The organism is Streptomyces sp. NPDC004435 (assembly GCF_042873895.1).
Lineage (GTDB): Bacteria > Actinomycetota > Actinomycetes > Streptomycetales > Streptomycetaceae > Streptomyces.
The window spans coordinates 280,721-302,335 of the sequence record NZ_JBIAMB010000008.1 but is presented as its reverse complement, the minus strand read 5'-3'; the positions used below and the strand labels follow the sequence as shown (position 1 = coordinate 302,335).

17 protein-coding genes are annotated in these 21,615 nt (G+C 74.7%); 8 read left to right on the top strand and 9 right to left on the bottom strand.

Going from position 1 to position 21,615, the window contains the following annotated elements:
- Window positions 1-55 precede the first annotated feature (55 nt).
- Window positions 56-823, top strand: coding sequence for a class I SAM-dependent methyltransferase (locus tag ACFYT9_RS17240; RefSeq protein ID WP_389164456.1), 768 nt, complete (start codon window positions 56-58; stop codon window positions 821-823).
- A 12-nt stretch (window positions 824-835) separates the two neighbouring features.
- On the opposite strand, the gene ACFYT9_RS17235 is transcribed toward ACFYT9_RS17240, so the two are convergent.
- Both ACFYT9_RS17235 and ACFYT9_RS17230 read right to left on the bottom strand, forming a co-directional pair.
- Complete coding sequence (locus ACFYT9_RS17235) at window positions 836-1,489, bottom strand: response regulator (protein ID WP_389164454.1); 654 nt, start codon at window positions 1,487-1,489, stop codon at window positions 836-838.
- The gene (locus ACFYT9_RS17230; RefSeq protein WP_389164450.1) at window positions 1,486-2,826 is read right to left on the bottom strand and encodes a sensor histidine kinase; all 1,341 of its coding nucleotides are present in this window, start codon (window positions 2,824-2,826) and stop codon (window positions 1,486-1,488) included. The genes ACFYT9_RS17235 and ACFYT9_RS17230 overlap by 4 nt, the downstream gene beginning before the upstream one ends.
- 131 nt (window positions 2,827-2,957) lie before the next feature.
- On the opposite strand from ACFYT9_RS17230, the gene ACFYT9_RS17225 reads away from it, so the two are divergent.
- The gene (locus ACFYT9_RS17225; protein ID WP_389164447.1) at window positions 2,958-3,917 is read left to right on the top strand and encodes an SDR family NAD(P)-dependent oxidoreductase; all 960 of its coding nucleotides are present in this window, start codon (window positions 2,958-2,960) and stop codon (window positions 3,915-3,917) included.
- Window positions 3,918-4,014: 97 nt separating this feature from the next.
- On the top strand, window positions 4,015-4,482 hold the full coding sequence (locus ACFYT9_RS17220) for an anthrone oxygenase family protein (RefSeq protein WP_389164445.1): 468 nt from the start codon (window positions 4,015-4,017) through the stop codon (window positions 4,480-4,482).
- Window positions 4,483-4,529: 47 nt separating this feature from the next.
- Here the strand turns inward: ACFYT9_RS17220 and ACFYT9_RS17215 are convergent, their stop codons facing one another.
- Genes ACFYT9_RS17215 through ACFYT9_RS17200 form a run of 4 tightly spaced genes read right to left on the bottom strand, consistent with a single transcriptional unit; the run spans window position 4,530 to window position 6,697 of the window.
- Complete coding sequence (locus ACFYT9_RS17215; RefSeq protein WP_389164442.1) at window positions 4,530-5,057, bottom strand: hypothetical protein; 528 nt, start codon at window positions 5,055-5,057, stop codon at window positions 4,530-4,532.
- Window positions 5,050-5,952, bottom strand: coding sequence for a DUF6286 domain-containing protein (locus ACFYT9_RS17210; RefSeq protein ID WP_389164440.1), 903 nt, complete (start codon window positions 5,950-5,952; stop codon window positions 5,050-5,052). The genes ACFYT9_RS17215 and ACFYT9_RS17210 overlap by 8 nt, the downstream gene beginning before the upstream one ends.
- The gene (locus tag ACFYT9_RS17205) at window positions 5,949-6,131 is read right to left on the bottom strand and encodes a hypothetical protein (protein WP_389164669.1); all 183 of its coding nucleotides are present in this window, start codon (window positions 6,129-6,131) and stop codon (window positions 5,949-5,951) included. The genes ACFYT9_RS17210 and ACFYT9_RS17205 overlap by 4 nt, the downstream gene beginning before the upstream one ends.
- A 50-nt stretch (window positions 6,132-6,181) precedes the next feature.
- On the bottom strand, window positions 6,182-6,697 hold the full coding sequence (locus ACFYT9_RS17200) for an Asp23/Gls24 family envelope stress response protein (protein ID WP_389164437.1): 516 nt from the start codon (window positions 6,695-6,697) through the stop codon (window positions 6,182-6,184).
- Window positions 6,698-6,978: 281 nt separating this feature from the next.
- On the opposite strand from ACFYT9_RS17200, the gene ACFYT9_RS17195 reads away from it, so the two are divergent.
- From ACFYT9_RS17195 to ACFYT9_RS17185, 3 genes are read left to right on the top strand one after another with little or no spacing between them, the layout of a single operon-like run.
- Complete coding sequence (locus ACFYT9_RS17195; RefSeq protein ID WP_389164662.1) at window positions 6,979-7,458, top strand: RNA polymerase sigma factor; 480 nt, start codon at window positions 6,979-6,981, stop codon at window positions 7,456-7,458.
- Window positions 7,455-8,075, top strand: coding sequence for an Asp23/Gls24 family envelope stress response protein (locus ACFYT9_RS17190; protein WP_389164659.1), 621 nt, complete (start codon window positions 7,455-7,457; stop codon window positions 8,073-8,075). Before ACFYT9_RS17195 ends, ACFYT9_RS17190 begins: the two co-directional genes overlap by 4 nt.
- Window positions 8,072-8,401, top strand: a complete 330-nt coding sequence (locus ACFYT9_RS17185) for an Asp23/Gls24 family envelope stress response protein (RefSeq protein WP_389164434.1) — start codon at window positions 8,072-8,074, stop codon at window positions 8,399-8,401. The genes ACFYT9_RS17190 and ACFYT9_RS17185 overlap by 4 nt, the downstream gene beginning before the upstream one ends.
- Before the next feature lie 30 nt (window positions 8,402-8,431).
- Here the strand turns inward: ACFYT9_RS17185 and ACFYT9_RS17180 are convergent, their stop codons facing one another.
- The 3 genes from ACFYT9_RS17180 to ACFYT9_RS17170 all read right to left on the bottom strand — a co-directional run bounded on the left by ACFYT9_RS17180 (window position 8,432) and on the right by ACFYT9_RS17170 (window position 11,872).
- On the bottom strand, window positions 8,432-8,971 hold the full coding sequence (locus tag ACFYT9_RS17180; RefSeq protein WP_389164432.1) for a helix-turn-helix domain-containing protein: 540 nt from the start codon (window positions 8,969-8,971) through the stop codon (window positions 8,432-8,434).
- A 165-nt stretch (window positions 8,972-9,136) separates the two neighbouring features.
- Window positions 9,137-9,781: a T6SS immunity protein Tdi1 domain-containing protein gene (locus ACFYT9_RS17175; RefSeq protein ID WP_389164429.1), complete on the bottom strand. Its 645-nt coding sequence runs from the start codon at window positions 9,779-9,781 to the stop codon at window positions 9,137-9,139.
- A 222-nt stretch (window positions 9,782-10,003) separates the two neighbouring features.
- Window positions 10,004-11,872, bottom strand: a complete 1,869-nt coding sequence (locus ACFYT9_RS17170; protein WP_389164426.1) for a glycosyl hydrolase family 18 protein — start codon at window positions 11,870-11,872, stop codon at window positions 10,004-10,006.
- 634 nt (window positions 11,873-12,506) lie between these two features.
- On the opposite strand from ACFYT9_RS17170, the gene ACFYT9_RS17165 reads away from it, so the two are divergent.
- Both ACFYT9_RS17165 and ACFYT9_RS17160 read left to right on the top strand, forming a co-directional pair.
- A complete protein-coding gene (locus tag ACFYT9_RS17165) occupies window positions 12,507-15,758 on the top strand; it encodes an amino acid adenylation domain-containing protein (RefSeq protein WP_389164656.1) in 3,252 nt (1,083 codons plus the stop codon).
- Window positions 15,755-21,604, top strand: coding sequence for an amino acid adenylation domain-containing protein (locus tag ACFYT9_RS17160; RefSeq protein WP_389164423.1), 5,850 nt, complete (start codon window positions 15,755-15,757; stop codon window positions 21,602-21,604). Before ACFYT9_RS17165 ends, ACFYT9_RS17160 begins: the two co-directional genes overlap by 4 nt.
- The last annotated feature ends 11 nt before the right edge of the window (window positions 21,605-21,615 follow it).

The window sequence follows — 21,615 nt, the reverse complement described above, 5'->3', positions numbered from 1 at the left end:
CGCGAATGCTAGGTTTACTCAGGGAACTCAGCCCGACGCGTCGAGGGAGCCCCCCATGGCCACCGCCCCGCACATCGCACTCGACACCGCCGGACCCACGGCCGTCGACGGCCGCCACATCCGGGCCGTCACCTTTCAGTCCGTACGCCTCGATTACCTGCGGCGGGTGCTCGCCGAGACCGGCCTCCCGGCAGCCGGCAGCCGGGCGCTCGTCGTCGGCAGCGGTCGCGGCCTCCTGGCACACGGACTGGCCCGGCTCGGGTTCGAGGTCGTCGCCACCGATCCCTCCCCCGCCGCGACGGCCCTCGCCCGGGCGGCCGACCGGGGGACGGGAGTGACGTACCTGACGAGACCCGCGGAGGAACTCGGCCTCCCGGACGCATCGTTCGACCTGCTGTACTGCGCCGACACCCTGGAGATCACCGAGCGGCCGGACGCGGTCGTCGCCGAGGCGGCACGCGTCCTGCGTCCCGGCGGCGTCCTGGTGTACGACACGGTCAACCGCACGCCGGTGTCCCGCCTGATCTACCTCGGCGCCTTCCAGACCTTCCCCGGGACACGGATCATGCCGCGCGGCCGTTACGCCGCGCACCGGCTGCGCCGTCCGGCGGAGATCGCCGACGCCCTCGACCGGGCGGGGCTGTCCGCACGCGGCGTGTCGGCGTTCAAGCCGCGTGACATCCGCAGCCTGGTGCGCGCGACGCGCGGGCGCAGGCGTGGCACGCTGACCGACGAACGGCTGCCGGAGCTGGTCGACATGGTGCTCGACCCCGGGGGCAGCCCGGTGGTGACGTACCTGGGGTACGCCGTCCGCCGGACCTGAGGCGGGGGCGGTTCAGTCCGCGGTGATGCCGGTGAGCACGGCGAGGACGGCGAGCCGGATGCGGTTGTCCCGGCCCGTCTTCGCCATCAGGCCCGCCACGTGCGTCTTCACGGTGGTGACCCCGAGGTGCAGCCGGTCGGCGATCTCCTTGTTCGACAGGCCCACGCCGAGCAGTCCGAGGACCTCGCGTTCGCGCGGGGTGATGCCCGGCACCGGCAGGTCTTCGGGGGTGACCGGAGCGGCACGGGTGTGGAGGGCCTGGGCGACGAGTCGGTCGAGGGCGTCCCGGCTGAAGGGGGACTCTCCGTCGGCCGCGCGGCGGACGGCCTCCAGGAGCTCGGCGGGCGGGGTGTCCTTCACGAGGAAGCCGCAGGCCCCGGCGGCCAGCACCGGGTACAGGTGGTCGTCGTCGTCGAACGTGGTGAGGGCGACGACCCGGGTCGCGGGGCGCGCGGCCATGATGCGTCGGGTGGCGGTGATGCCGTCCATGCCGGGCATCCTCAGGTCCATCAGGACGACGTCGGGAGTGAGGCGTTCGGCCAGTCGTACCGCCTCCGCGCCGTTGTCCGCCTCGCCCTCGATCCGGATGTCCTGAGTCTGCTCGAACAGCATGCGCAGGCCCATGCGGACGAGGTGCTGGTCGTCGACGACGAGGATACGGATCACGGGCGGGGCTCCCTGTCGGTCGTGGAAAGGGGCGGTTCGGCGGCATCGGGGATGGAGCGGGAGCGTTCGACGGCATCAGGCACGGGGCCGGACAGTTCCGCGGCATCGGCCGTGGAGCGGGACCGTTCGACGGCATCGGGCACGGAGTCGGACCGTTCGACGGCATCGGTCGTGGAGCGGGGCAGTTCGGCGGTGAGCAGCCAGCCGTCCGCCGTGGGACCCACGTCCAGCCGGCCGCCCAGCAGGTCCACGCGTTCGCGCATGCCGATCAGACCGTGCCCCGAAGGGTACGTCTCCGCCTGCGCCCTGCCGGCCCCGTCGTCCTCGATCGTCACGCGCACCGCGTCGTCGGCCGTCCGCACGGTCAGCCGGGCGTGCGCGCCGGGCCCGGCGTGCTTGGCCGCGTTGGCCAGTCCTTCCTGGGCCAGGCGGAGGACGGCGAGTCCCCGTACCGCGTCGAGCGCCGCGATACGGGGGTCCACGGAGGGCGTCACGGTCAGGCCGGTCTGACGGACGTGCTCCACCACGGCGTCCAGTGCCGCCGGAAGCGCCCCGGGAGTGACCAGGGAGCCGGTCTCCGGACCGGTCCGGTCGGGGGCCCTCAGCACGGCCACCAGGCGCCGCAGGTCGGCCAGCGCCGCACCGGCGCTGGCGTGCAGGTCGTCGAGGACGTCGGTGATGCGCGGGTCGGTGGTCCCCGTCGCGGCGGTGACGTGCCGGGCGACACCGACGCGCAGCACCATGGAGGAGACGTGGTGGGCGACCAGGTCGTGCAGCTCGCGTGCGATGGCGGCGCGTTCCGCGGTGCGGCCCGCCGTCAGCCGTTGCTCCGCCCGGAGCTCCTGCTGCCGCGCGTACTCCCGCGCGTGCAGTGCCGCGTCGCGGGTCACCCGTACGTACGCGCCCATGAGCAGGGGCACCCCCGCGACGATGCACATCTTGTAGAACACGGTGAGGGAACCGCCGGGCAGCTCCCCGAAACGGTGCGCGGCGACCGTGAGCGCCAGTACCGTCGCCCCGATGGCGAGGCGGCGGCCGGACCGCTGCACCGCCAGCTCGAAGAGCGTGACGGCGGCCAGCACCTTCAGCGAGGACGCGGTGCCCGACTCCAGCGCGTGCGCGACCACGAGCAGTCCCGACTGGGCCAGGAGCGCGCCGAACACCCACTTCCCCGCGACCAGGCACAGCACCAGCCCGGCCGCCGCCAGGCCCCAGTCGCGTGCCCCGGACGGCCGCTGCACGAGCAGGGAGTACCCCACCAGTACACCGGCGAGCGCAGTGATCCGTATCGCGGCGAATCTTCTGTCGAACGCCGGCTCGATCCAAGGTCGGTTCACGCCCGTCACGATAGGCGGGTGCCCGTGCCCCGGGGTCCTGCCACAGGAGGAGGCGGCCTCCTCCCACCGGCCGCGATGTCGGCCCCTCGGACGGAGCCGGGACCCCCGCCACGCCTGTGAGGGTGGTCGTCATGGATACCGATGCGCAGACAGGCAGCAGTGAACAGACGGACGCTGGAGCCGCCTTGGGGCGGCGGTCCCTGCTCGGCGGTGCGGCCGTGCTCGGGCTGGGGAGCGTGGCCCTCGCCTCCCCCGCCCACGCCACCGGCGTTGGGCCTTCGTCCCGCTCCGGGCGGGGACGCTTCCACGGGAGGTCGGTCCTCATCACGGGTGCCACCTCAGGGATCGGCAGGGCGACCGCCCGTGCCTTCGCCGCCGAGGGGGCCCACGTCGGCTTCTGCGGCAGGAGGGCCGAGCTGGGCCGCCAGGTCGAACGGGAGATCCGGGACGCGGGCGGCGAAGCCACCTACGTCCAGGCCGATGTACGCGTCGAAGCCCAGGTGCGCGGTTTCGTCGACCGGGTCGCGAGCCGTTACGGCGGCATCGACGTGGCCTTCAACAACGCCGGTATCGGCGGCGGCAGGCTGCCTCACGAGCTGAGCGTCGAGGAATGGGACGACATCCAGGCCACCAACGCGCGCGGGGTGTTCCTCGCGATCAAGTACGAGATTCCGCACATGCTCCGGGCCCGGCGTGGCGTCATCATCTGCACCTCGTCGTCGGCGGCCGGGCAGGCCCGGCCGAACGGCGCCGCGTACACCGCGAGCAAGCGGGCGGTGCAGGGCCTGGTGAAGGCCGCGGCACTCGCGTACGGGCCCCAGGGGATCAGGGTCAACGCGCTGCTGCCCGGCACCACCGACACCCCCTTCGTGCGCCCGCCGGGAATCCCGGACGCGGACTGGCTGGCGTACAAGCAGGCGTGGGGCCCGCTCAACGTCGACGGCCTCGAACGGATGGCCGAGGCCGAGGAGATCGCCCGCGCGGTGCTCGGCCTCGCCTCCGACGACTTCCCCTTCATGACGGGGGCGTCGATCACCGTGGACGGCGGAAGCACCGCGGGCCGGAAGATGGTCCAGCCGAGCGGGGCCTGAGGTTCCCCGTCGCCACCGGGGGGACAGCGGACGCGCGCTGTCCTCCCCTCGTACCGCAGAGTTCGCCCGTCCCCGCCCGAGCCACGAGGTAGTCCGCATGCCCATCCGACTCGTCCTGGGTCTCGCCCTGCTGTCCACCGGCGCCCTCGCCGGCGCCTTCGGCTACGGCGCGGCCAATCTGGTCCCCACCTTCGACGCCGTACCGCTGCCCATGAGGCTGTCGTTCCACGCCCGGCTGATGGAGATGAACGGGATCACCATGCAGGGCGCCATGGGGCTGTCCGCGGTCAGCTCGGCGGTGCTCGCCGTCATGAGCCGCGGCACCCCGCGGTGGCTGGCCGGCGGCGCCGGGCTGCTCGCTCTCACGTCCTTCCTGATCACCCGGCTCGGCAACGTTCCCATCAACGGTCGCATCAAGGAGTGGGCCGTCTCGACGGCGCCTCTCGACCACGCCGAGATCCTGGACCGCTGGGAGGCGTTCAACTACGCCCGTACGGGCGCCGCGTTCGCCGCCTTCGTCCTGCTCATCGCGCTCGCCCTGCGTCGCTCCGGCGCCGCACGCTGACGTGTCGAAGCCGGGTGCCGGTCGCCGGGCGCCGGCGCCGGGGCGCGTCATGTGGTCCGGCGGGCCTTGGGGCGCGCGACCGTCAGAAGGATGCGGGTCCGCGGCGGGCGGGGCCCGAGCAGGGCTTCGACGGGTGGGAGCACCACGGTGGACACGTGGGCCAGGACGGTGCCGGGGTCCGTTCCGCAGGCGATCCGGAGGGTGAGGGAGAGGCCCAGGCTCCGCCCATCGCGTGTCAGGCGGCTGCGGGCCCGGACGACTCCCGGGACCGTGGAGCAGCCGGTCCGGACCGCCCGCCGGACCGCCCTCCTGTCCAGTGAGCACCCGGGCGCCGCGAGCCGCAGTCGCCGGGGCGCCCGTCGCGGCAGCTGCGCGGCCAGCAGCCACAGCCCGGCGACCGTACCCAGGAGGCCCGCCAGAGCCACGTATCCGTGTCCGGCCCGCTCCACGTGCCGGAGTCCGGCACGCAGGACGTCGTGCCCGCCCCACCGGGCCGCGCCCGCCGCCGCGGCGAGGAGGGCGCACCCCGAGAGGGCGAGCATCGACCGGTTGGCCAGGGCGGGGCGGCTAGCCATCGGCGTCCTTCCCTTCGTTCCGCTTCCGGGTCTCCCTCAGGACGACACGCACGGCGGGTCCGCGCGCCAGGGGCAGGGACGCGACGGTGGCGGCGACGACACCGACCGCCCTGCCACGCAGCTCCTCCGGCGACCCGAAGACCGCCTCCGCCCGCACGGTGACGCGGCGGGGGGTGAAGCGGACGCGGCGCACGCGGAGCCCGGGGACGTCGGCGAGTGCCCCGCGGACGAGGCGGGCGGCGCTCGTGCGGGTCGTCCGGGCCCGGGCCGGGGAGGCGCAGCCGAGGGGCAGCCCGCGGGATCGGCCCGGTGTGGCGGCCAGCAGGATCAGCCACGCTCCCGCCGCCGCGGCGGCGGGGGCGCCCCAGTGCCGCACGGCGGACGGGTCGGTGACGCGCCGCACGAGGTTCTCGACGCGCGGCCATGGAGGCGCGCCGACGGCGGGGAAGTGCCAGGACAGCGCGGTCCACAGCAGCAGGCCGCTCGCGGCGGTCAGGGCGAGGGCCAGACACGCGGTGGCGGGTCGCCGCCGGGACCAGGATCCGCGCACGGTGGCCGGCGACGGAGCCGCGTCCCGAGGCGGTGGCTGGGCGAGCGGCGGGTCGACGCCGAGTGCGCGGATCCGGATCCGGGCGGGCGCGATGGCCTGCCCGGTCAACTGCCCCGTCCTGTGGACGAGGTCGCTCCGGAGGCGGGCCATGCGGTCGACGTCGGAGGGTGCCGACAGCGGCAGGTCCACCTCGACCGTCACCTCGACGGAGCGACCGGTCCGGCACGCGCTGCTGCTCAGCACCTGTCCGCCGAGCGGAGCGGTGGCCTCGGCGGCGGCCTGCCGGGCGATCCGGGCCGTGACGCGGTCGGCCACCGTGGTGACGCCGCGCCGGGGACCGCTCATCGTCGCCCGCGGCCGGAGGCGAGGAGGTCGCGGAGGTCGCCGCCGCGCTCCACGAACCCGCCGGCCGCGTAGCCGAGCCCGCCGAGGGCGGCGATCAGGAGGAAGGCTCCGAACCCTCCGAACCAGCCGGCGAATCCCAGCGCCATCCCACCGATCAGCCCCAGAGCGTCCTTGCCCACGGCTGCCTGCCTTTCCTGTCGACGAGGTTCTCGCGGAGCGTGCGCGGGGATCACGCCACCCGCGTGTCGGTGGGCTCGTCCCGGTCGTCGCCGGGCAGGTGGACGTCGGTCACGGCGATGTTCACCTCCACGACTTCAAGGCCGGTGATCCGCTCCACGGCACCGATCACGTTCTCCCGGACGTCGCGGGCGACGTCGGGCACGGGGACGCCGTACTCCACGACCAGTTCGACGTCGATGGCCGCCTGTCGTTCGCCGACCTCCACCTTCACCCCGCGCCCCAGCTGAGGGCGCCCGCCCGGAACCCGGTCCCGTACGGCGCCCAGCGTGCGCGACAGGCCACCGCCCATGTCGTGGACGCCGGGGACCTCCCGCGCCGCCCGGCCGGCGATCTTGACGACCACGGCGTCCGCGATCACCGTCCTGCCCCGCGTCCCTGCGGGCTCGGTCACCTCGGTGCGCCCGGCCCCTCCCCCGCTCCCGGTCGCCGTCGCGCTCCCGGCTCCGGTTCCGGTCCCGTCGGTGTGACCGTGTCGGGCTGGGGTCTTCTCCTGCGTGATGGTCATCTCTGCTCCCTGCACTCGTCCTTGTACGGCGGCACTCCTTTGACGGCGCCGGGAGGCCGTTCGTTACGCAGCTCTTCCGTGGACGCGAGGGACAACAGTGCGAATCGATCGGGCGTAACGGAACCGGCGCGGGCGCCGTCAAAGCGGTGGAAGCTGGAAGGAGCCCGCGAGTGAGTGCTCGGTGCGGTCCGTGGAGCCCGGACGGGTCCGGGGAGACGGCTGATCCCGGAGGCCGGCTGCTCGCCGTCAGGGCGGCGGAGGGGGACGAGGAGGCGTTCGAGATGCTCGTACGAAGCCATTCAGGTGCCATGCTCCAGCTCGCCGAGCGCCTGATGGGCAGTCGTGCCGAGGCCGAGGACGCCGTCCAGGACGCGTTCGTCAGCGCGTGGCGCAGCCTTCCCGAGTACCGGGGCGAGGCGGGGTTCGCGACCTGGCTGCATCGCATCGTCACCAATCGCTGTCTGACCCTGCTGCGGTCCCGCAGGCCCGCCGCCGACCTCGACGCGGTCGCCGAACCGGCCGCTCCGGACCATCGCTCCTCCCCCGCCCGCGCGGCCGAGTCGCACGCCGCCGTGCGGGACCTCGCCCAGGCCATGGACGCGCTCTCCGCGGAGCAGCGCGTCTGCTGGGTCCTGCGGGAGGTCGAGGGGCAGCCCTACGAGGCGATCGGCCAGACGGTGGGGATCAGACCCGAGGCGGTCCGGGCCCGCGTCTTCCGGGCCCGGCGCGTGCTGATGGAGGCGATGGCCGCGTGGCGATGAGCACTCCCCGCCCCCGCGAGAACCCCGACGACGAGGGCCTCGAACTCCTGGCGTGCGGCCGGGATCTGGCCGCCGTGTGGGAACAGGCGACCCTCGCGTCCGCGGACGACCTCCACACGCTCTCCTGCGTCTTCTGTTCGCAGGCGGTGGCCGACCTGGAACGCCTGAGGGCCGCGGCTCTTCCCCTCGCCACCGCGACGCCGCCGGCCGACGTCGACACCTCCGCGCTGGTCGAGCGCGTGATGGACGTGGTCCGGCTGGAACTGCGGCCGGGGCGCGATCTTCCGCTCGGTGCGTCCGACGAGGACAGCTGGATCTACGAGTCCGTCGCGGCGCGCACCCTGCGCGCGGCCGCCGAGGAAGTACCGGGGGTCCGCGCCGGCAGCTGCCGCATCACCCCGCAGGGCAGCCGCCTGAGCCCCGGTCGCGGCCCTGTCGGCGTCCGGATCGCCATCACCGTCGAGTACGGCCGCGACCTGCGGTGCGTCACCGACGCGGTGCGCGACGGCCTCGCCCGCGCCGCTCTGGAGCGCCTCGGTCTGGCCGTCTCCGCCTTCGACGTGACGGTCACCGACCTGCACGACCCGCACGACCGACCTCGGGAGCAACGGACATGACGACCCGACAGGCACGGCTCCTCTCCGAGGCGGTCGCCGAGGCCGTCCTGGGCGTGCCCGGAGTGGCCTGCCTCCGGCCGGGCCTGCGCGGTCTGCTGCGCGCCTCCGTGACCGGCCCGGCCGGCGCCGCCGGGGGCGGCACGGCCGGTGCGTCGGTGTTCGTCAGCGTCGATGCCGGCGGGACGGTGAGCGGCGTGCGCGTCGACGTCGTCGTACGGGAACGGCATCAGGCCGCGCGGACCGCCAGGGCCGTCCGCGCCGCGGCCGCCGTCGCGGCCGCGGCGCCGCCGGAGGTGGTGCGGGTGAACGTGACCGGCATCGTGTGAGCCGGCCGCCGCACCGAGGGGCCTCCGCCGCTACAGCGGGGGTGGGCAGGTGAGGACGACCCACCAGGCGAGCGACCACACGCAGGCCGCGGCGCCAAGCAGCCGCAGGCGCCGGACCCGCTCGGGCGCCACGGGGTCGGGCCCGCTCCGGCCGACGTGCCGCACGCGCAGCGGCGCGGGGGCCGTCGGCCGGTGGGACGTACCGTCCCGCGTCGAGGCGGCCGAGGGGGTCGGCGCCCGACGCGGGGTGCGGGCCGCCGGGCGCCGCGCGCCGCGCTCGGAGAGGACCGGGGTGCCCGCACCGGCGGCGCCGTGCTGGGCCAGCCCCGCGAGGAACCGGCGGTACGCCTCCTTGCGCCCGCCCCGGGGCGTCGAACGTCCACGCTCCCAGGAGCGGACCGTGGCCGGTGTCACTCCGAACGCCAGAGCCACCTGCCGGGTCGACAGGCCCCACTGCTCGCGCAGACGGCGCCGCTCGCCCGGATCGGGCAGCTCTCCCGGACGGCGCGGGAAGGCCGTGATCGCGGGGCGGGGAACCTGACGGGGGAAGACCTGCTGCGCTGTTGTCATATCGATGTGACAATCCGCATGCCTTGCGCGTGACGCGTGATCCCGACGGTTCACCCGAACGGCTCGTCGCGGTGTCAGGACCCGGTACGAGCGACCAGGAGGCCGGGGTCGTGGGTCTCCTCCACGACGCCGTCGGGGAGGACCTTCGACGCACTGACGTGGCCCTCAGGCTCCCGGCTCCGGGGGCGTGCCGGAGGCGCGGTCGGTCTCGGTGCCCTCGGGCAGGTCGCGGAGCTGGAGGGCGAGCTGGGTGCACAGTTCGAAGTACACCCGCTGGTCGGTCACCTCCATGTTCGCCACGTCGTCCGAGCCGCCCAGGGCCAGCGGCACCTTGTATCCGACCACCTCGCCGAAGCCCAGCGGTCCCGTACCGGGATTGGCCTCCCGCCACTCCTGGAAGTAGGGGAAGGCGAGGGCGTCCTCGTCCTCGTCGGCCGCGGCCTCGAAGAACTCGTCGACGGTCAGGCCGGTGGTGAAGTGCTCGCCCTCGGCCGGGTCGATCGCGATGACGTAGCGGGGCCTGGCCTCCGGGTCGCGGATGTCGAAGAGCAGCTCGCGGCCGGTCCAGTCGAAGGCGAAGGGGTAGTAGCGCCCCTCGACGCCCTCGATCATGCGGGCGCACGCCTCGTACGACTCCCGGGCGGAGTCCGGGGTGTGGAACCTCAGGAAACCGTCCACGAGGATGCTGCCGGCGGCCCGCTCGAACAGGCCGGCGAGGGTGGCGGGCACGGGGTGCCGGCCTTCGGCGGGCGCCGTCGGCTCCGCCGTGTCCGTCACGGGGAAGCGGCGAAGGAGGATCTCCAGGGACATGTCCACTCCTCGGTGGTCTCGACCTCGCCGATGGTGTCACCCGGCCGCGGGCCGCGCTTCCCGACCCGCTGCGCCGTCCGCGGAGGGAGACCGCGATGGCCCGAACGGTCCAGCGGCTCCGCGACGGGGATCCCCCACCCGGTCGCGGACACGCGACGGCCCGCCCGCCCCTCGGTCGGGGCGGGCGGGCCGGTTGCTCGCTCGGGAAGGGGTTGCCCCCCCCTACTTCAGGCCGTTGCTGATCGCGTTCACGAGTTCTCCGTCGGTGGTGTCACCGTTGAACTCCCAGAAGAACGCGCCGCCCAGACCCTGGCTCTTGGCCCACGTCATCTTGGTGCCGACGGTGGCCGGGGTGTCGTAGCTCCACCAGTTGGTGCCGCAGTGCGCGTAGGCGGTGCCCGCGATGGTGCCGGTGGCGGGGCAGGTCGTCTTGAGGACCTTGTAGTACTGGTTGCCGGGCTCGACGCCGGCGGCCGGGCCGGTGGCGCTGCCGCCGGGCGCGGACTGGGTGACGCCGGTCCAGCCGCGGCCGTAGAAGCCGATGCCGAGGAGCAGCTTGGAGGCCGGGACGCCCTTGGCCTTCAGCTTGGCGATCGCGTCGGCCGAGTTGAAGCCCTGCGCGGGGATGCCGGGGTACGAGGTCAGCGGGGAGTGCGGGGCCGTCGGTCCCTGCGCGGCCCAGGTGCCGAAGTAGTCGTACGTCATCACGTCGTACCAGTTGATGTACTGGGCGGCGCCGCCGTAGTCGGCCGCGTCGATCTTGCCGCCGCTGGAGCCGTCGGCGGTGATGGCGGCGGTGAGCAGGTTGTTCGGGCCGAACTCGGCGCGCATGGCCTGCATCATGTTCTTGAAGGCGGCCGGACCGCTGCTGTCGCAGGTCAGGCCACAGGCGTTCGGGTACTCCCAGTCCAGGTCGATGCCGTCGAAGACGTCGGCCCAGCGCGGGTCCTCGACCAGGTCGTGGCAGGACTTGGCGAAGGCGGCGGGGTTCTGCACGGCCTGGCCGAAGCCGCCGGACCAGGTCCAGCCGCCGAAGGACCACAGGACCTTGATGTGCGGGTACTGGGCCTTGAGCTTGCGCAGCTGGTTGAAGTGGCCGCTCAGCGGCTGGTCCCAGGTGTCGGCGACGCCGTCGACGGACTGGGCGGCAGTGTAGGACTTCTGGTGGTCCTCGTAGGGGTCGCCGAGGACGCACTTGCCGTTCTGCACGTTGCCGAAGGCGTAGTTGATGTGCGTGATCTTCGCGGCGGAGCCGGAGGTCACGAGGTTCTTCACCGTGTAGGAGCCCCAGTTGGTGAAGTAGCCCAGGTTGATCTTCCCGTTGCCGCCGGGGTTCTCACCGCCGCCACCGCCGCCGGTGGTGCGGACCGTGGTGGCGCCGGAGGCGGGGCTGGTCTGGTCGGCGGTGTCGCGGGCGACGACGGTGTAGCTGTAGTCGGTGCCGGCGGTGAGGCCGGTGTCGGTGTGGGTGGTGCCGGTGACGGTGGCGACGGTGGTGCCGCCGCGCTTGACGTCGTAGTTCTTGACGCCCTTGTCGTCGGTGGCCGCGGCCCAGGTGAGCTTCACCGAGGTGTCGGTGACGGCGGAGGCGGCCGGGGCGCCGGGGGCGGAGGGGGCGTTGTCGCCGGGGTTGGTGGTGCCGCCGTCACAGGAGGCGCCGTTGAGCTTGCAGCCGGTGGGGGCTCCGGTCCCGCTGCCGTTGAAGCCGAAGGAGACCGAGGCGCCGGGGGCGAGGGTGCCGTTCCAGCCGAGGTTCTTGGCCGTCCAGTGGTCGGCGGAGTTGGTGACGGTGGCGTCCCAGGCGGAGTTGACCTTGGTGCCGGCGGGGAAGTCCCACTCGACGGTCCAGGAGGTGAGGGTGGTGGTGCCGGTGTTCTTCACCGTCCACCGGCCCTCGAAGCCGGAACCCCAGTCGGACGCCTTGGCGTACGTGGCGGTGGCCGAGGTCGCCGCCTCCGCGGGCGCGGCGAGGGCGACCATGGCGCCCAGCGGGAGGAGCAGGGCGGTGGCGCCCGCGAGGGCTTTGGACCGCGTGTTCGGGGCGATGCGCCTTGGCGATCCGGGACCGCGCCGTCGCGTGAGAGTGCTCAAGGATGCTCCTCGGAGGGGTTCGGCGGACAGGGATGTCCCCTGGCCTGTCGACCCTGCGGGTCGCTGGGTGCGTGGTGTCCCTCCTCTGCACCCACCGCAGTGTTGCCGTGACCCTAGAAAGGACTAGACCAACCGTCAAGTGGTATGGACCAACAGGTTGTTGTGTGCGGGATACACGTGCCGGCCCGCCCCGAGCGGGTCCACGCCGCCCGCCGGTGCACAGATCCGGCCACGGCGCGGCCTTCCCGGCGTCCGGCCCGCCGTCGACTCCTCGCATCCCGGTGCCGCGCGGAACACCGGCGCACCCACTCCCGACGGGGCGCCGCAGCCGCTGTGCGGCGAAGGTCCGATCAGTACTCCCAACTGCGCCGACCCGCCTCCGTCACCGCCGGCCGATGCGACCGGATGGTCCAGACCATTGACCTCGCCTCCGTCCCCTCCCTAGCATCGGTGCCGTCGCGGCGGCCGCCCCACGAGGGCTCCTGTCCCCCGGACACCCCCTCCCTCCATGTCCGGAATCGTTCCTTTCAGGTACGCCCGGTTCCCTTCCGCGCCGCACCCTCGACGGTGCCGCGCCCCGCGTCGAGCAGGAGTCCATGTGGTGACCTCGGGAGTCGAGCCGCCGGCCGGTGTCATGGACGAGCACGCCGGGGTGCTGTCCGTCGGGCAGGAACGGCTCTGGTTCCTGGACCAGCTGGAGCCGGGGAACCCCGCGTACAACATTCCGTACGTGCTGCGGCTCGGCGGCCCGCTCGACACCGAGGCCCTGGAGCGGGCGCTCGACCGCGTCGTCGCCCGCCACGAGGCCCTGCGCACGCGGTTCCCCGCCGAGGACGGGCAGCCGGCGGCGGTCGTGGACGATCCCGGGCCGGTCACCCTCGACCGGCGCGACCTGCGGAGCGGCGACGCGCGGGAGGCCGCCGAGACGCTGGCCGAACTCACCAACGCGGGGTTCGACCTGGCCACCGGACCGCTGCTCAGGGCGGCGCTGCTGCGCACCGGCGACGGGGAGCACCTGCTCTGTCTCGTCCTGCACCACATCGTCGCGGACGGCTGGTCGCTCGGACTGCTCCGGACCGAACTCGCCGACCACTACGCGGCCTTCCGGGAAGGCCGCGATCCCGGTCTTCCCGCCGTGCCCTCCTACCGGGCACACGCCGCCGCCGAACGCGCCTGGCTCGACGGTCCCGAAGCCGCCGGCGCACTGGCCCACTGGCGCGAGCACCTGTCCGGCGCACCCGCGTTGGAGCTGCCGCTCGATCTGCCCCGGCCTGCCGCGCCGAGCAGTTCCGGCGCCTACCACACCCGGGTGCTGCGCGGGATCGGCCCCGCCCTGGACTCCTTCGCCCGGGCGCACCGCGTCACGCCGTTCATGGTCCTCGCCACCGCCTACGCCGGCGTGCTGCACCGGAGCACCGGGCAGGACGACTTCTGTGTCGGCGTGCCCACCGCCGCGCGCGACACCGTCGACAGCGAGCGGACGATCGGCTACTTCTCCTCCGCCCTCGTCCTGCGGGCCGGCTTCGCCGGAGCCCCCACCTTCGCCGCCGCCCTGCGCAGGACCCGGTCCGACTGGCTGCGCGCGCTCAGCCACCGGCGCATCCCCTTCGAGCGCCTGGCCGAGGAGCTGAGGCCGGAGCGGGACGCGGGCCGCACGCCCGTCTTCCAGACCCTGCTCGCCGTCCACACCCACGAGGGCGGCGCGCTCGGCGAGCAGGGCTTCGCGGATCTGACGTGCGCCGAGACCGACGGCGGCCACACCGCGGTCAAGTTCGACCTCGGCCTGGACATCCGGCCGGACGGGGACGACCTGCACGCCGTCCTCGGCTACCGCACCGATCTGCTGCACGCGCGCACGGCCGCCGCGTTCGCGTCCCGCTTCGAGACGTTCCTGCGGGCCGCACTCGACGCCCCGGAGACACCGGTCCACCGGCTCCCCCTGCTCGACGCGGACGAACTCCGGCTCCTCGCCGACGGGTCCCGCGGTCCCGGCCTCACCGGACCGGCCGCCCCGACCGTGCTCCGGGCCGTCGATCTGGCGGCGGCCGAGCGGCCCGGCGCCCTCGCCGTCGTCGGGCCCGACGAGAGCCTGACCCGCGGCGCGCTCGCCGACGCCTCCCGGACGCTCGCCGCCCGGATGGCCGCGCGCGGCGTCACCAGAGGCGACCTGGTCGCGCTCTGCCTCCCGCGGGGCCCGCGGGCCGTCGTCGCCATGCTCGCCGCCTGGCGTCTCGGCGCGGGATACCTCCCGCTCGACCCCTCGTACCCCGCCTCCCGGCTCGCGTTCATGCTCGCCGACAGCGGCGCCGCGCTGCTCGTCACCCCGGACGGGACCCTGCCCGACGGCTTCCCCGACGCCGCTCCCCACGGTCCCGTCCCCGGGACACCCGCCGGCGTCCCGCTGCTGTCCCTGCTCCCCGACCCGGCGGAGCCCGCACCCGGCCCGTCGTCGGAGCCGGCCCCGGGTGACGAGGCCGGCCCCGACGACCCGGCGTACCTCATCTACACGTCCGGCTCGACGGGGACGCCCAAGGGCGTGCTCGTGCCGCACCGGGCGCTCGCCGCGCGGGTCGCCTGGATGCGCGAGGGGTACGGCCTCACCGGCGACGACCGCGTGCTGCAGTACGCCACGCTCTCCTTCGACACCAGCGCCGAGGAACTCTTCCCCGCGCTCGCCGCGGGGGCCGTCCTCGTCACCGCCCGGCCCGACACCACCCTCCCCGACCAGCTGGCCGAGCCGTACGCCGCCGGCGTCACCGTCCTCGACCTGCCCACGCCCTACTGGCACCACCTGGTCGCCGACCTCGACGAGACCCCCTGGCCGGACCGGCTCCGGCTGCTGATCCTCGGCGCCGACCAGGTGCAGCCGCACGCCGTCGCGGCCTGGCGGGCGCGGTTCGGCGACCGGGTGCGGCTGGTCAACTCGTACGGTCCCACCGAGACGACGATCATCGCGACCACGGCGGACCTCGGCGACCGGGACGGCACCGCGCGTCCGCCGATCGGGCGGCCGATCGGCGCGACGACCGTCGCGGTCCTCGACCGGCACGGCGGCCCGGTGCCCCCCGGAACCCCCGGGGAGCTCGTCATCGGCGGTGTCGGAGTGACCGACGGCTACCTGGGCCGGCCCGGCGCGACCGCACGCGCCTTCGTCCCCGACCCCGAAGGGCCGCCGGGCGCCCGCCGCTACCGGACCGGCGACCTGGTGCGGCGCCGGTCCGACGGGGAGCTGGAGTTCCTGGGGCGCATCGACGACCAGGTCAAGGTGCGCGGCTACCGGGTGGAGCCCGGGGAAGTGGAGGCCGCGCTCCTCGCGCTCCCGGGCGTCGGACGAGCGGTCGTCACCGCGCGCGGGGACGTCCTCGTCGCCCACGTGGTCCCCGCCCCGGACGCTCCCGCACCCGACGCGGACGCCCTGCGCGGCGGACTCGCCGCGGTGCTGCCGCCGCACGCGGTCCCCCACGCCTTCGTCCTCCTGGACGCGCTGCCGCTCACCCCGAACGGGAAGCTCGACCGGGCCGCGCTGCCCGCGCCCGACGCGGGGGCCGCGCCGCGTGCCGTGCACGTCCCGCCGCGTACGGAGGCCGAGGAACTCGTCGCCGACGTCTGGGGCGAGGTCCTGGGCGTCGCCGGGATCGGCGCGCACGACGACTTCTTCGCCCTGGGCGGGCACTCCCTCCTCGCCACCCGGGTCGTCGCCCGCGTCCGCGCCGCCGTCGACCTGTCCGTCCCGCTCCGCGCGCTCTTCACCCACCGCACGGTGGCCGCCTTCGCCGAGGCCGTCGAAGCCGCCCTCGCCGCCGAGATCGACACCCTGTCCGAGGCCGCCGCCGTCGAACTCCTGGCCGCCCAGGACGCCCTGGAAGGAAGCCGACCGACGTCATGAGCACCACCGACACCACGACCCCGGCCGACCCGTCCCCGGAACCCGCGCCCGCCCCCGCCCCCGCCCCCGCCAACGGCACCGCTCCCCCGCCCGCCCCGGCCTCCGCCACCGCGACTCCGGCCGGTCCGCCCCCGGCACCCGGTCCCCTCGCGCCCGCCCTCTCCGACGCCAAGCGCGAGCTGCTCCGGCGTCGGCTGGCATCGCGGGCGAAGCCCACGGCCGTCATTCCCCGCCGCGCCCCGGGCACGCCCGTCCCGCTCTCCTTCGCGCAGGAACGCCTGTGGTTCATGGAGCAGTTCGCGCCCGGGACGTCCGCCTACAACATTCCCGTCGTACGGCGGCTGCGCGGCCCCCTGGACGCCGGCGCCCTGCGGGCCGCGCTCGACGGGAGCGTCGCCCGCCACGAGACGCTGCGGTCCCGCTACCCGGCGACCGAGGACGGGCGTCCGCTGCTCGTCGTCGACCCGCCCGGGCCGGCCGCGTTCACGCTGGTCGAGGCGGCCGACGAGGCCGGCGCCGAACGGATCGTGGACGAGGCCGCGGCGGTCCCCTTCGACCTGGAGGAGGGGCCCCTGTTCCGGTCGCTGCTGGTGCGGCTCGCCGACGACGACCACGTCCTCCTGCTGCTCGTCCACCACAGCGTGAGCGACGGCTGGTCGAGCGAGGTGCTCCTCGGGGAGGTGCTGCGGAGCTACGCCGCCAGGGTGGCCGGGGCGCCGGACCCGCTCCCGGAACTCGCCGTGCAGTACGGCGACTTCGCACTGTGGCAGCGCGAGCGCCTGAGCGGCGAGCGGCTCGCCGCCGAACTCGCGCACTGGGGACGCGAGCTCGGCGGGGTCGAGCCGCTGGAGCTGGCCTTCTCGCGGCCCCGGCCGCCCCGGCAGACCTTCGAGGGCGCCGGTTACGCCTTCTCCGTGGACCGGCCGCTGCTCGACCGGCTGACCGCCCTCGGCGACCGGCACGACGCCACCCCCCACATGGTGCTCCTGGCCGCGTTCCAGATCCTGCTGTCCCGCTACGGCGGGCGGCGCGACTTCGCCGTCGGCTCGCCCGTCGCCGGCCGTCCAGAGCCCGAACTGGAGCCGCTGGTCGGCATGTTCGTCAACGTGCTCGCGCTGCCCGCGCGGCTGGAGGGCGATCCGTCCTTCGCCGAGCTGGTCCGCCGCACCCGCGAGACCTGCCTCGACGCGTACGCCCACCAGGAGCTGCCCTTCGCCCAGCTGGTCAGCGAGCTGAACGTGCCCCGGGACGTCTCGCGGCCCCCGGTCTTCCAGGCCGTCCTCGCCGTGCAGAACTACGCCGTCCAGCGCGACGACACCGCCCTCGAACTGCCCCTGGAGGTCGAGCCGTTCGGTGTCCGGGCGAGCGGCACCCGGTTCGACCTCGAACTCTTCCTCCAGGAGTGGCCGGAGGGCCTGTACGGCTCCTTCAACTACAACACCGACCTGTTCGCCGAGGAGGACGTCGCCGTCCTCGCGGCCCACCTCGGACGGCTGCTCGACGCCGTCGCCGCCGCGCCCGACGTGCCCCTCTCCGGCCTCGACGCCCTCACCGACGAGGAGCGGGCCTTCGAGACCGAGCGGTTCAACGACACCGCCGTCGACCGCCCGGCCACCACCCTGACCGCCCTCTTCGCCGAGCAGGCCGCCCGCACCCCGGACGCCGTGGCGGTCGCGGTCGAGGACCGGCCCGCCCTGACGTACCGCGCCCTGGACGCCCTGGCCGACCGGATCGCCGCCCGTCTCGCCGCGGAGGGCGTCGGCCCCGGCGACCTGGTCGCGGTGAGCGCCGAGCGCTCGCCGGAGCTCGTCGCCGGGCTCCTCGGCGTGCTGCGCAGCGGAGCGGCGTACACCCCGCTCGAACCGGACTACCCGGCCGAGCGCCTGGCCTTCCTGCTCGCCGACAGCGACGCCCCGGTCCTGCTCACCCAGCGCGGACTGGCCACCCCCGACGGCTGCGCCGCCCGCGTCCTGCTGCTCGACGACCCCGCCGAGTGGCCGCGCGCCCGCACCGTGCCCGCCGGTCCGCGGCCGGACGACACCGCGTACCTCATCTACACGTCCGGCTCGACCGGCCGTCCGAAGGGCGTGCCCACCACCCACCGGGCCATCGCCAACCGCATCCGGTGGATGCAGGAGGCGTACCGGATCGGGCCCGAGGACGCCGTCCTCCAGAAGACCCCGACCGGCTTCGACGTGTCGGTCTGGGAGTTCTTCTGGCCGCTCACCGCCGGCGCGCGGATCGTGCTCGCCAAGCCCGGCGGGCAGAAGGACAGCGGCTACCTGCGCGACCTCATCGTCTCCGCCGGCGTCACCGTCGCCCACTTCGTGCCCGCGATGCTCACGACCTTCCTCACCGAGGAGGGCGTGGAGCGCTGCACCGGGCTGCGGCGCGTGGTGTGCAGCGGCGAGGCGCTGCCTCCGGACGCCGCCCGCGAGCTGATCTCGCGGCTGCCCGGCCTGGCCCTGGCGAATCTGTACGGGCCGACCGAGGCCGCGGTGGACGTCTCCGCCTGGGAGTGCGCGGGGCCGATGGAGACCGTGCCGATCGGTCTCCCCATCGACAACACGCGCCTCTACGTCCTCGACGAGCGCCTGCGGCCGGTTCCGCCCGGCGCCCCGGGGGAGCTCCACATCGGCGGGACCGCCGTCGCCCTGGGCTACCACCGGCGCCCCGGTCTCACCGCCACCCGTTTCGTGCCCGACCCGTACGGCCCGCCCGGCTCCCGGCTCTACCGCACCGGCGACCTCGCGCGCCGGCGCCCGGACGGCACGCTCGAACACCTCGGGCGGATCGACCAGCAGATCAAGCTGCGCGGTCTGCGGATCGAGCCCGGCGAGACCGAGGCCGCGCTCCGGGCACAGCCCGGCATCGCGGACGCCGCCGTCGTGCTGCGCGAGGACCGGCCCGGCGACAAGCGCCTCGTCGGCTACCTCGTGGCCGCCCCGGGCGCCGACGAGCCCGACCCGTCCGCGCTGCGCGCCACGCTCCGGCGGAGCCTGCCCGATCACCAGGTGCCGACCGCCTTCACCGTCGTGCCCGCGCTGCCGCTCACCCCGAACGGCAAGCTGGACCGGCGGGCCCTGCCCGTGCCGACGGTCCACCGCGCGGCCGGGGCGGCCGAGCCGGAGACGCCGGCCGAGCTCGTCCTCGCCGAGATCTGGGCGGAGGTCCTGGGGCTGCCCCGGGTGGGCGCCGACGAGAACTTCTTCGACCTCGGCGGCCATTCGCTCCTCGCCACCCAGGTCGTGGCCAAGGCCCGCAGGAGGCTGACGGAGGCCGGGGCCCGCCCGATCAGCGTGATGGACCTGTTCACCCACCGCACGGTCCGCGAACTCGCCGCCGTCGCCGCCCGGGACGAGCGGGAGCGCGGCCCGAGGTCCCTGCTGCACCGGCTCACCCGCGCGGTCCCCGCCGAGCGGCGGCGGCTCACCCTCGTCTGCGTCCCGTACGGGGGCGGCAGCGCCGTCGTCTACCAGCCCGTCGCCGACGCGCTGCCGGCCGACACCGAGCTGTGGGCCGTCGCCATCCCCGGGCACGACCTCGGGGTGACCGAGGAACGGCTCTCCTTCGACGAGCTCGCCGAGGGCATCGCGGCGGAGGTCAGGGAGCGGGTGGAGGGCCCGCTCGTCGTCTACGGCCACTGCGCCGTCGGTACGGCGCTCGCCGTCGCCGTCGCCCGCTCCCTGGAGGCGTCCGGCCGGGAGCTGGAGGGCGTGTACGCCGGTGCCCAGTACCCCTTCGCGAAGCCGCGGAGCCGTCTCCTCACCGCTCTCGGCAAGATCGCCTCGCTCGAACCGCTGGTCGGCGACCGGACGTACGCGAACTGGCTGACCGGCATGGGCGTCGACACCTCCGAACTCGACGAGGAGCAGGTCCGGTTCGTCATCGGCAACATGCGCCGGGACACCTTGGCCGCCGAGGACTGGTTCACCCGCGCCATCGCGGAGGTCGCCGACGGCGCGCCCCGGCTGCGGGCACCGCTCGTCTCGCTGGTCGGCGACCGGGACCCGGCCGCCGACTTCTACCAGGAGCGCTACCGGGAGTGGCTGCTCCTCGCCGAACGGTCCGCCGTGGCCGTGCTGGACGAGGGCGGGCACTTCTTCATCACCTACCGGGCCGTCGAGGTCGCGGAGGCCGTCACGCGGGTGCACCGTGCGGTCCTGGACGGCACGACCGACGCGCTGCCGGCGGCGGACCCGGAGAACTCCTGGTGGTTCCACGGTGAGACCGGCCCTGCCGCCGACGACGACACGGCGCCGGTGACTGCCGAGCTCGGGGCCCCCGGGAGCGCCGCCGGATCGGACTCCGGGACCGGATCCGCCCCGGGCCCCGGCGCCGATCCGGACGAGGGCCCGCAACCCGGCATGGGGCGCTTCCTGCTGGTGGCGGGCGGCCAGCTCGCCTCCATCATGGGCTCCGCGCTCACCGAGTTCGCTCTGCCGATCTGGATCCTCCTGGAGACCGGGTCGATGGCCCGCTACGCGCTGTACGCGGTCGTCGCCATGCTCCCGGGCATCCTCGTCGGCCCGCTGGCCGGGGCGCTCGTCGACCGGATGGACCGGCGCAGGGTGATGCTCGTGGGCGATGTCGCCGCCGGCGCCACCCAGGCCGGGCTGCTGGTCCTGCTGCTCACCGGCCAACTGCGGTCGTGGGAGGTGTACGTCCTGCTCGGCGTGCTCTCCGTCGCGCTGACCTTCCAGCGGCTCGCGTACGCCTCGGCCGTGCCGCAGCTCGTGCCCAAGCGCTATCTGGGCCATGCCAACGGCATCGTCCAGCTCGCCTTCGGCACGGCGCAGTTCGTCGTGCCGCTGGCCGCCGTCGCGCTGATGGCCGCGATCGGGCTGCGCGGCATCCTCGTCATCGACGTGATCAGTTACGCCGTGGCCATCGGGATCCTGCTCGTGGTGCGGTTCCCGCGCACACTGCCCTGGACCCGGCGCGAGTCCCTCGTCGCGGAGATCCGCAACGGCTTCGCGCACGCGTGGCGGCACCGCGGCTTCCGCTCGATGCTCCTGTGGTTCGCCGGGCTCAACGTCTTCCTCTCGCCGCTCTTCCTCCTCACCACCCCGCTGGTCCTCGCCTTCGACGACCTCGGCGGCGCGGCGCGGGTCGCGGTCGCCGGCGGCGCCGGCGCGCTCCTGGGCGGTGTGGCCATGGGCTTCTGGGGCGGGCCGCGCCGGCACCGGCTGCGCGGCATGCTCGCCCTCGCGGGGCTCCTCGCGCTGGCGGGCGCCGTCACGGGACTGCGCGCGAACCTGTGGGTGGTCGCCCTCGGGGCCTTCGGGATGTCCTTCGCCCTCGCCCTCGTCAACGGGATCTACGCGACGATCGTCCAGACGAAGGTGGCGCAGCGGTTCCACGGGCGGGTGTTCGCCCTCAACACGCTGGTCGCCTGGTCCACGATCCCGCTGGGCCACGGCGTGGTCGCCCCGCTCGGCTCCGCGTTCTTCGGGCCGCTGATGGAGCCCGGCGGCGCCCTCGCCCCGGTCTTCGGGCCGCTCGTCGGTACCGGTCCCGGCCGCGGCATCGCCCTGATGTACGTGCTGTTCGGGCTGGCGATGGCGGGCCTGGTCGTCCTGGGTCTGCGGCTGCCGACGCTGGCCCGCTTCGACCGCGACGTCCCCGACGCGGAACCGGACGACCTGGTCGGCCTGCGGGAGCGGGCCCGGGCCGCGGCGGACCGCCGGGCGAGGGCGGGCGCGGCGGACCGCGGCGCGGCGACGGACATCGCCGAGCGGCGAGCGGCACCGGACGCCGCCGACCGCGGGGCGCGGGCGGACGCCAGGGACCGCGCGGCGGAGACGGACGCCGCCGCCCTGCGGGCGAAGGCGGGTGCCTCGTGATCCACGGTCGT

Bases quoted from the DNA above. Each gene is read 5' to 3' on its own strand.
- ACFYT9_RS17215 (WP_389164442.1), bottom strand. From the start codon at position 5,057: ATGGCTAGCCGCCCCGCCCTGGCCAACCGGTCGATGCTCGCCCTCTCG.
- ACFYT9_RS17190 (WP_389164659.1), top strand. From the start codon at position 7,455: ATGAGCACTCCCCGCCCCCGCGAGAACCCCGACGACGAGGGCCTCGAA.
- ACFYT9_RS17200 (WP_389164437.1), bottom strand. From the start codon at position 6,697: ATGACCATCACGCAGGAGAAGACCCCAGCCCGACACGGTCACACCGAC.
- ACFYT9_RS17185 (WP_389164434.1), top strand. From the start codon at position 8,072: ATGACGACCCGACAGGCACGGCTCCTCTCCGAGGCGGTCGCCGAGGCC.
- ACFYT9_RS17195 (WP_389164662.1), top strand. From the start codon at position 6,979: ATGCTCGTACGAAGCCATTCAGGTGCCATGCTCCAGCTCGCCGAGCGC.
- ACFYT9_RS17220 (WP_389164445.1), top strand. From the start codon at position 4,015: ATGCCCATCCGACTCGTCCTGGGTCTCGCCCTGCTGTCCACCGGCGCC.
- ACFYT9_RS17165 (WP_389164656.1), top strand. From the start codon at position 12,507: ATGGACGAGCACGCCGGGGTGCTGTCCGTCGGGCAGGAACGGCTCTGG.
- ACFYT9_RS17240 (WP_389164456.1), top strand. From the start codon at position 56: ATGGCCACCGCCCCGCACATCGCACTCGACACCGCCGGACCCACGGCC.
- ACFYT9_RS17160 (WP_389164423.1), top strand. From the start codon at position 15,755: ATGAGCACCACCGACACCACGACCCCGGCCGACCCGTCCCCGGAACCC.
- ACFYT9_RS17225 (WP_389164447.1), top strand. From the start codon at position 2,958: ATGGATACCGATGCGCAGACAGGCAGCAGTGAACAGACGGACGCTGGA.
- ACFYT9_RS17175 (WP_389164429.1), bottom strand. From the start codon at position 9,781: ATGTCCCTGGAGATCCTCCTTCGCCGCTTCCCCGTGACGGACACGGCG.
- ACFYT9_RS17180 (WP_389164432.1), bottom strand. From the start codon at position 8,971: ATGACAACAGCGCAGCAGGTCTTCCCCCGTCAGGTTCCCCGCCCCGCG.
- ACFYT9_RS17210 (WP_389164440.1), bottom strand. From the start codon at position 5,952: ATGAGCGGTCCCCGGCGCGGCGTCACCACGGTGGCCGACCGCGTCACG.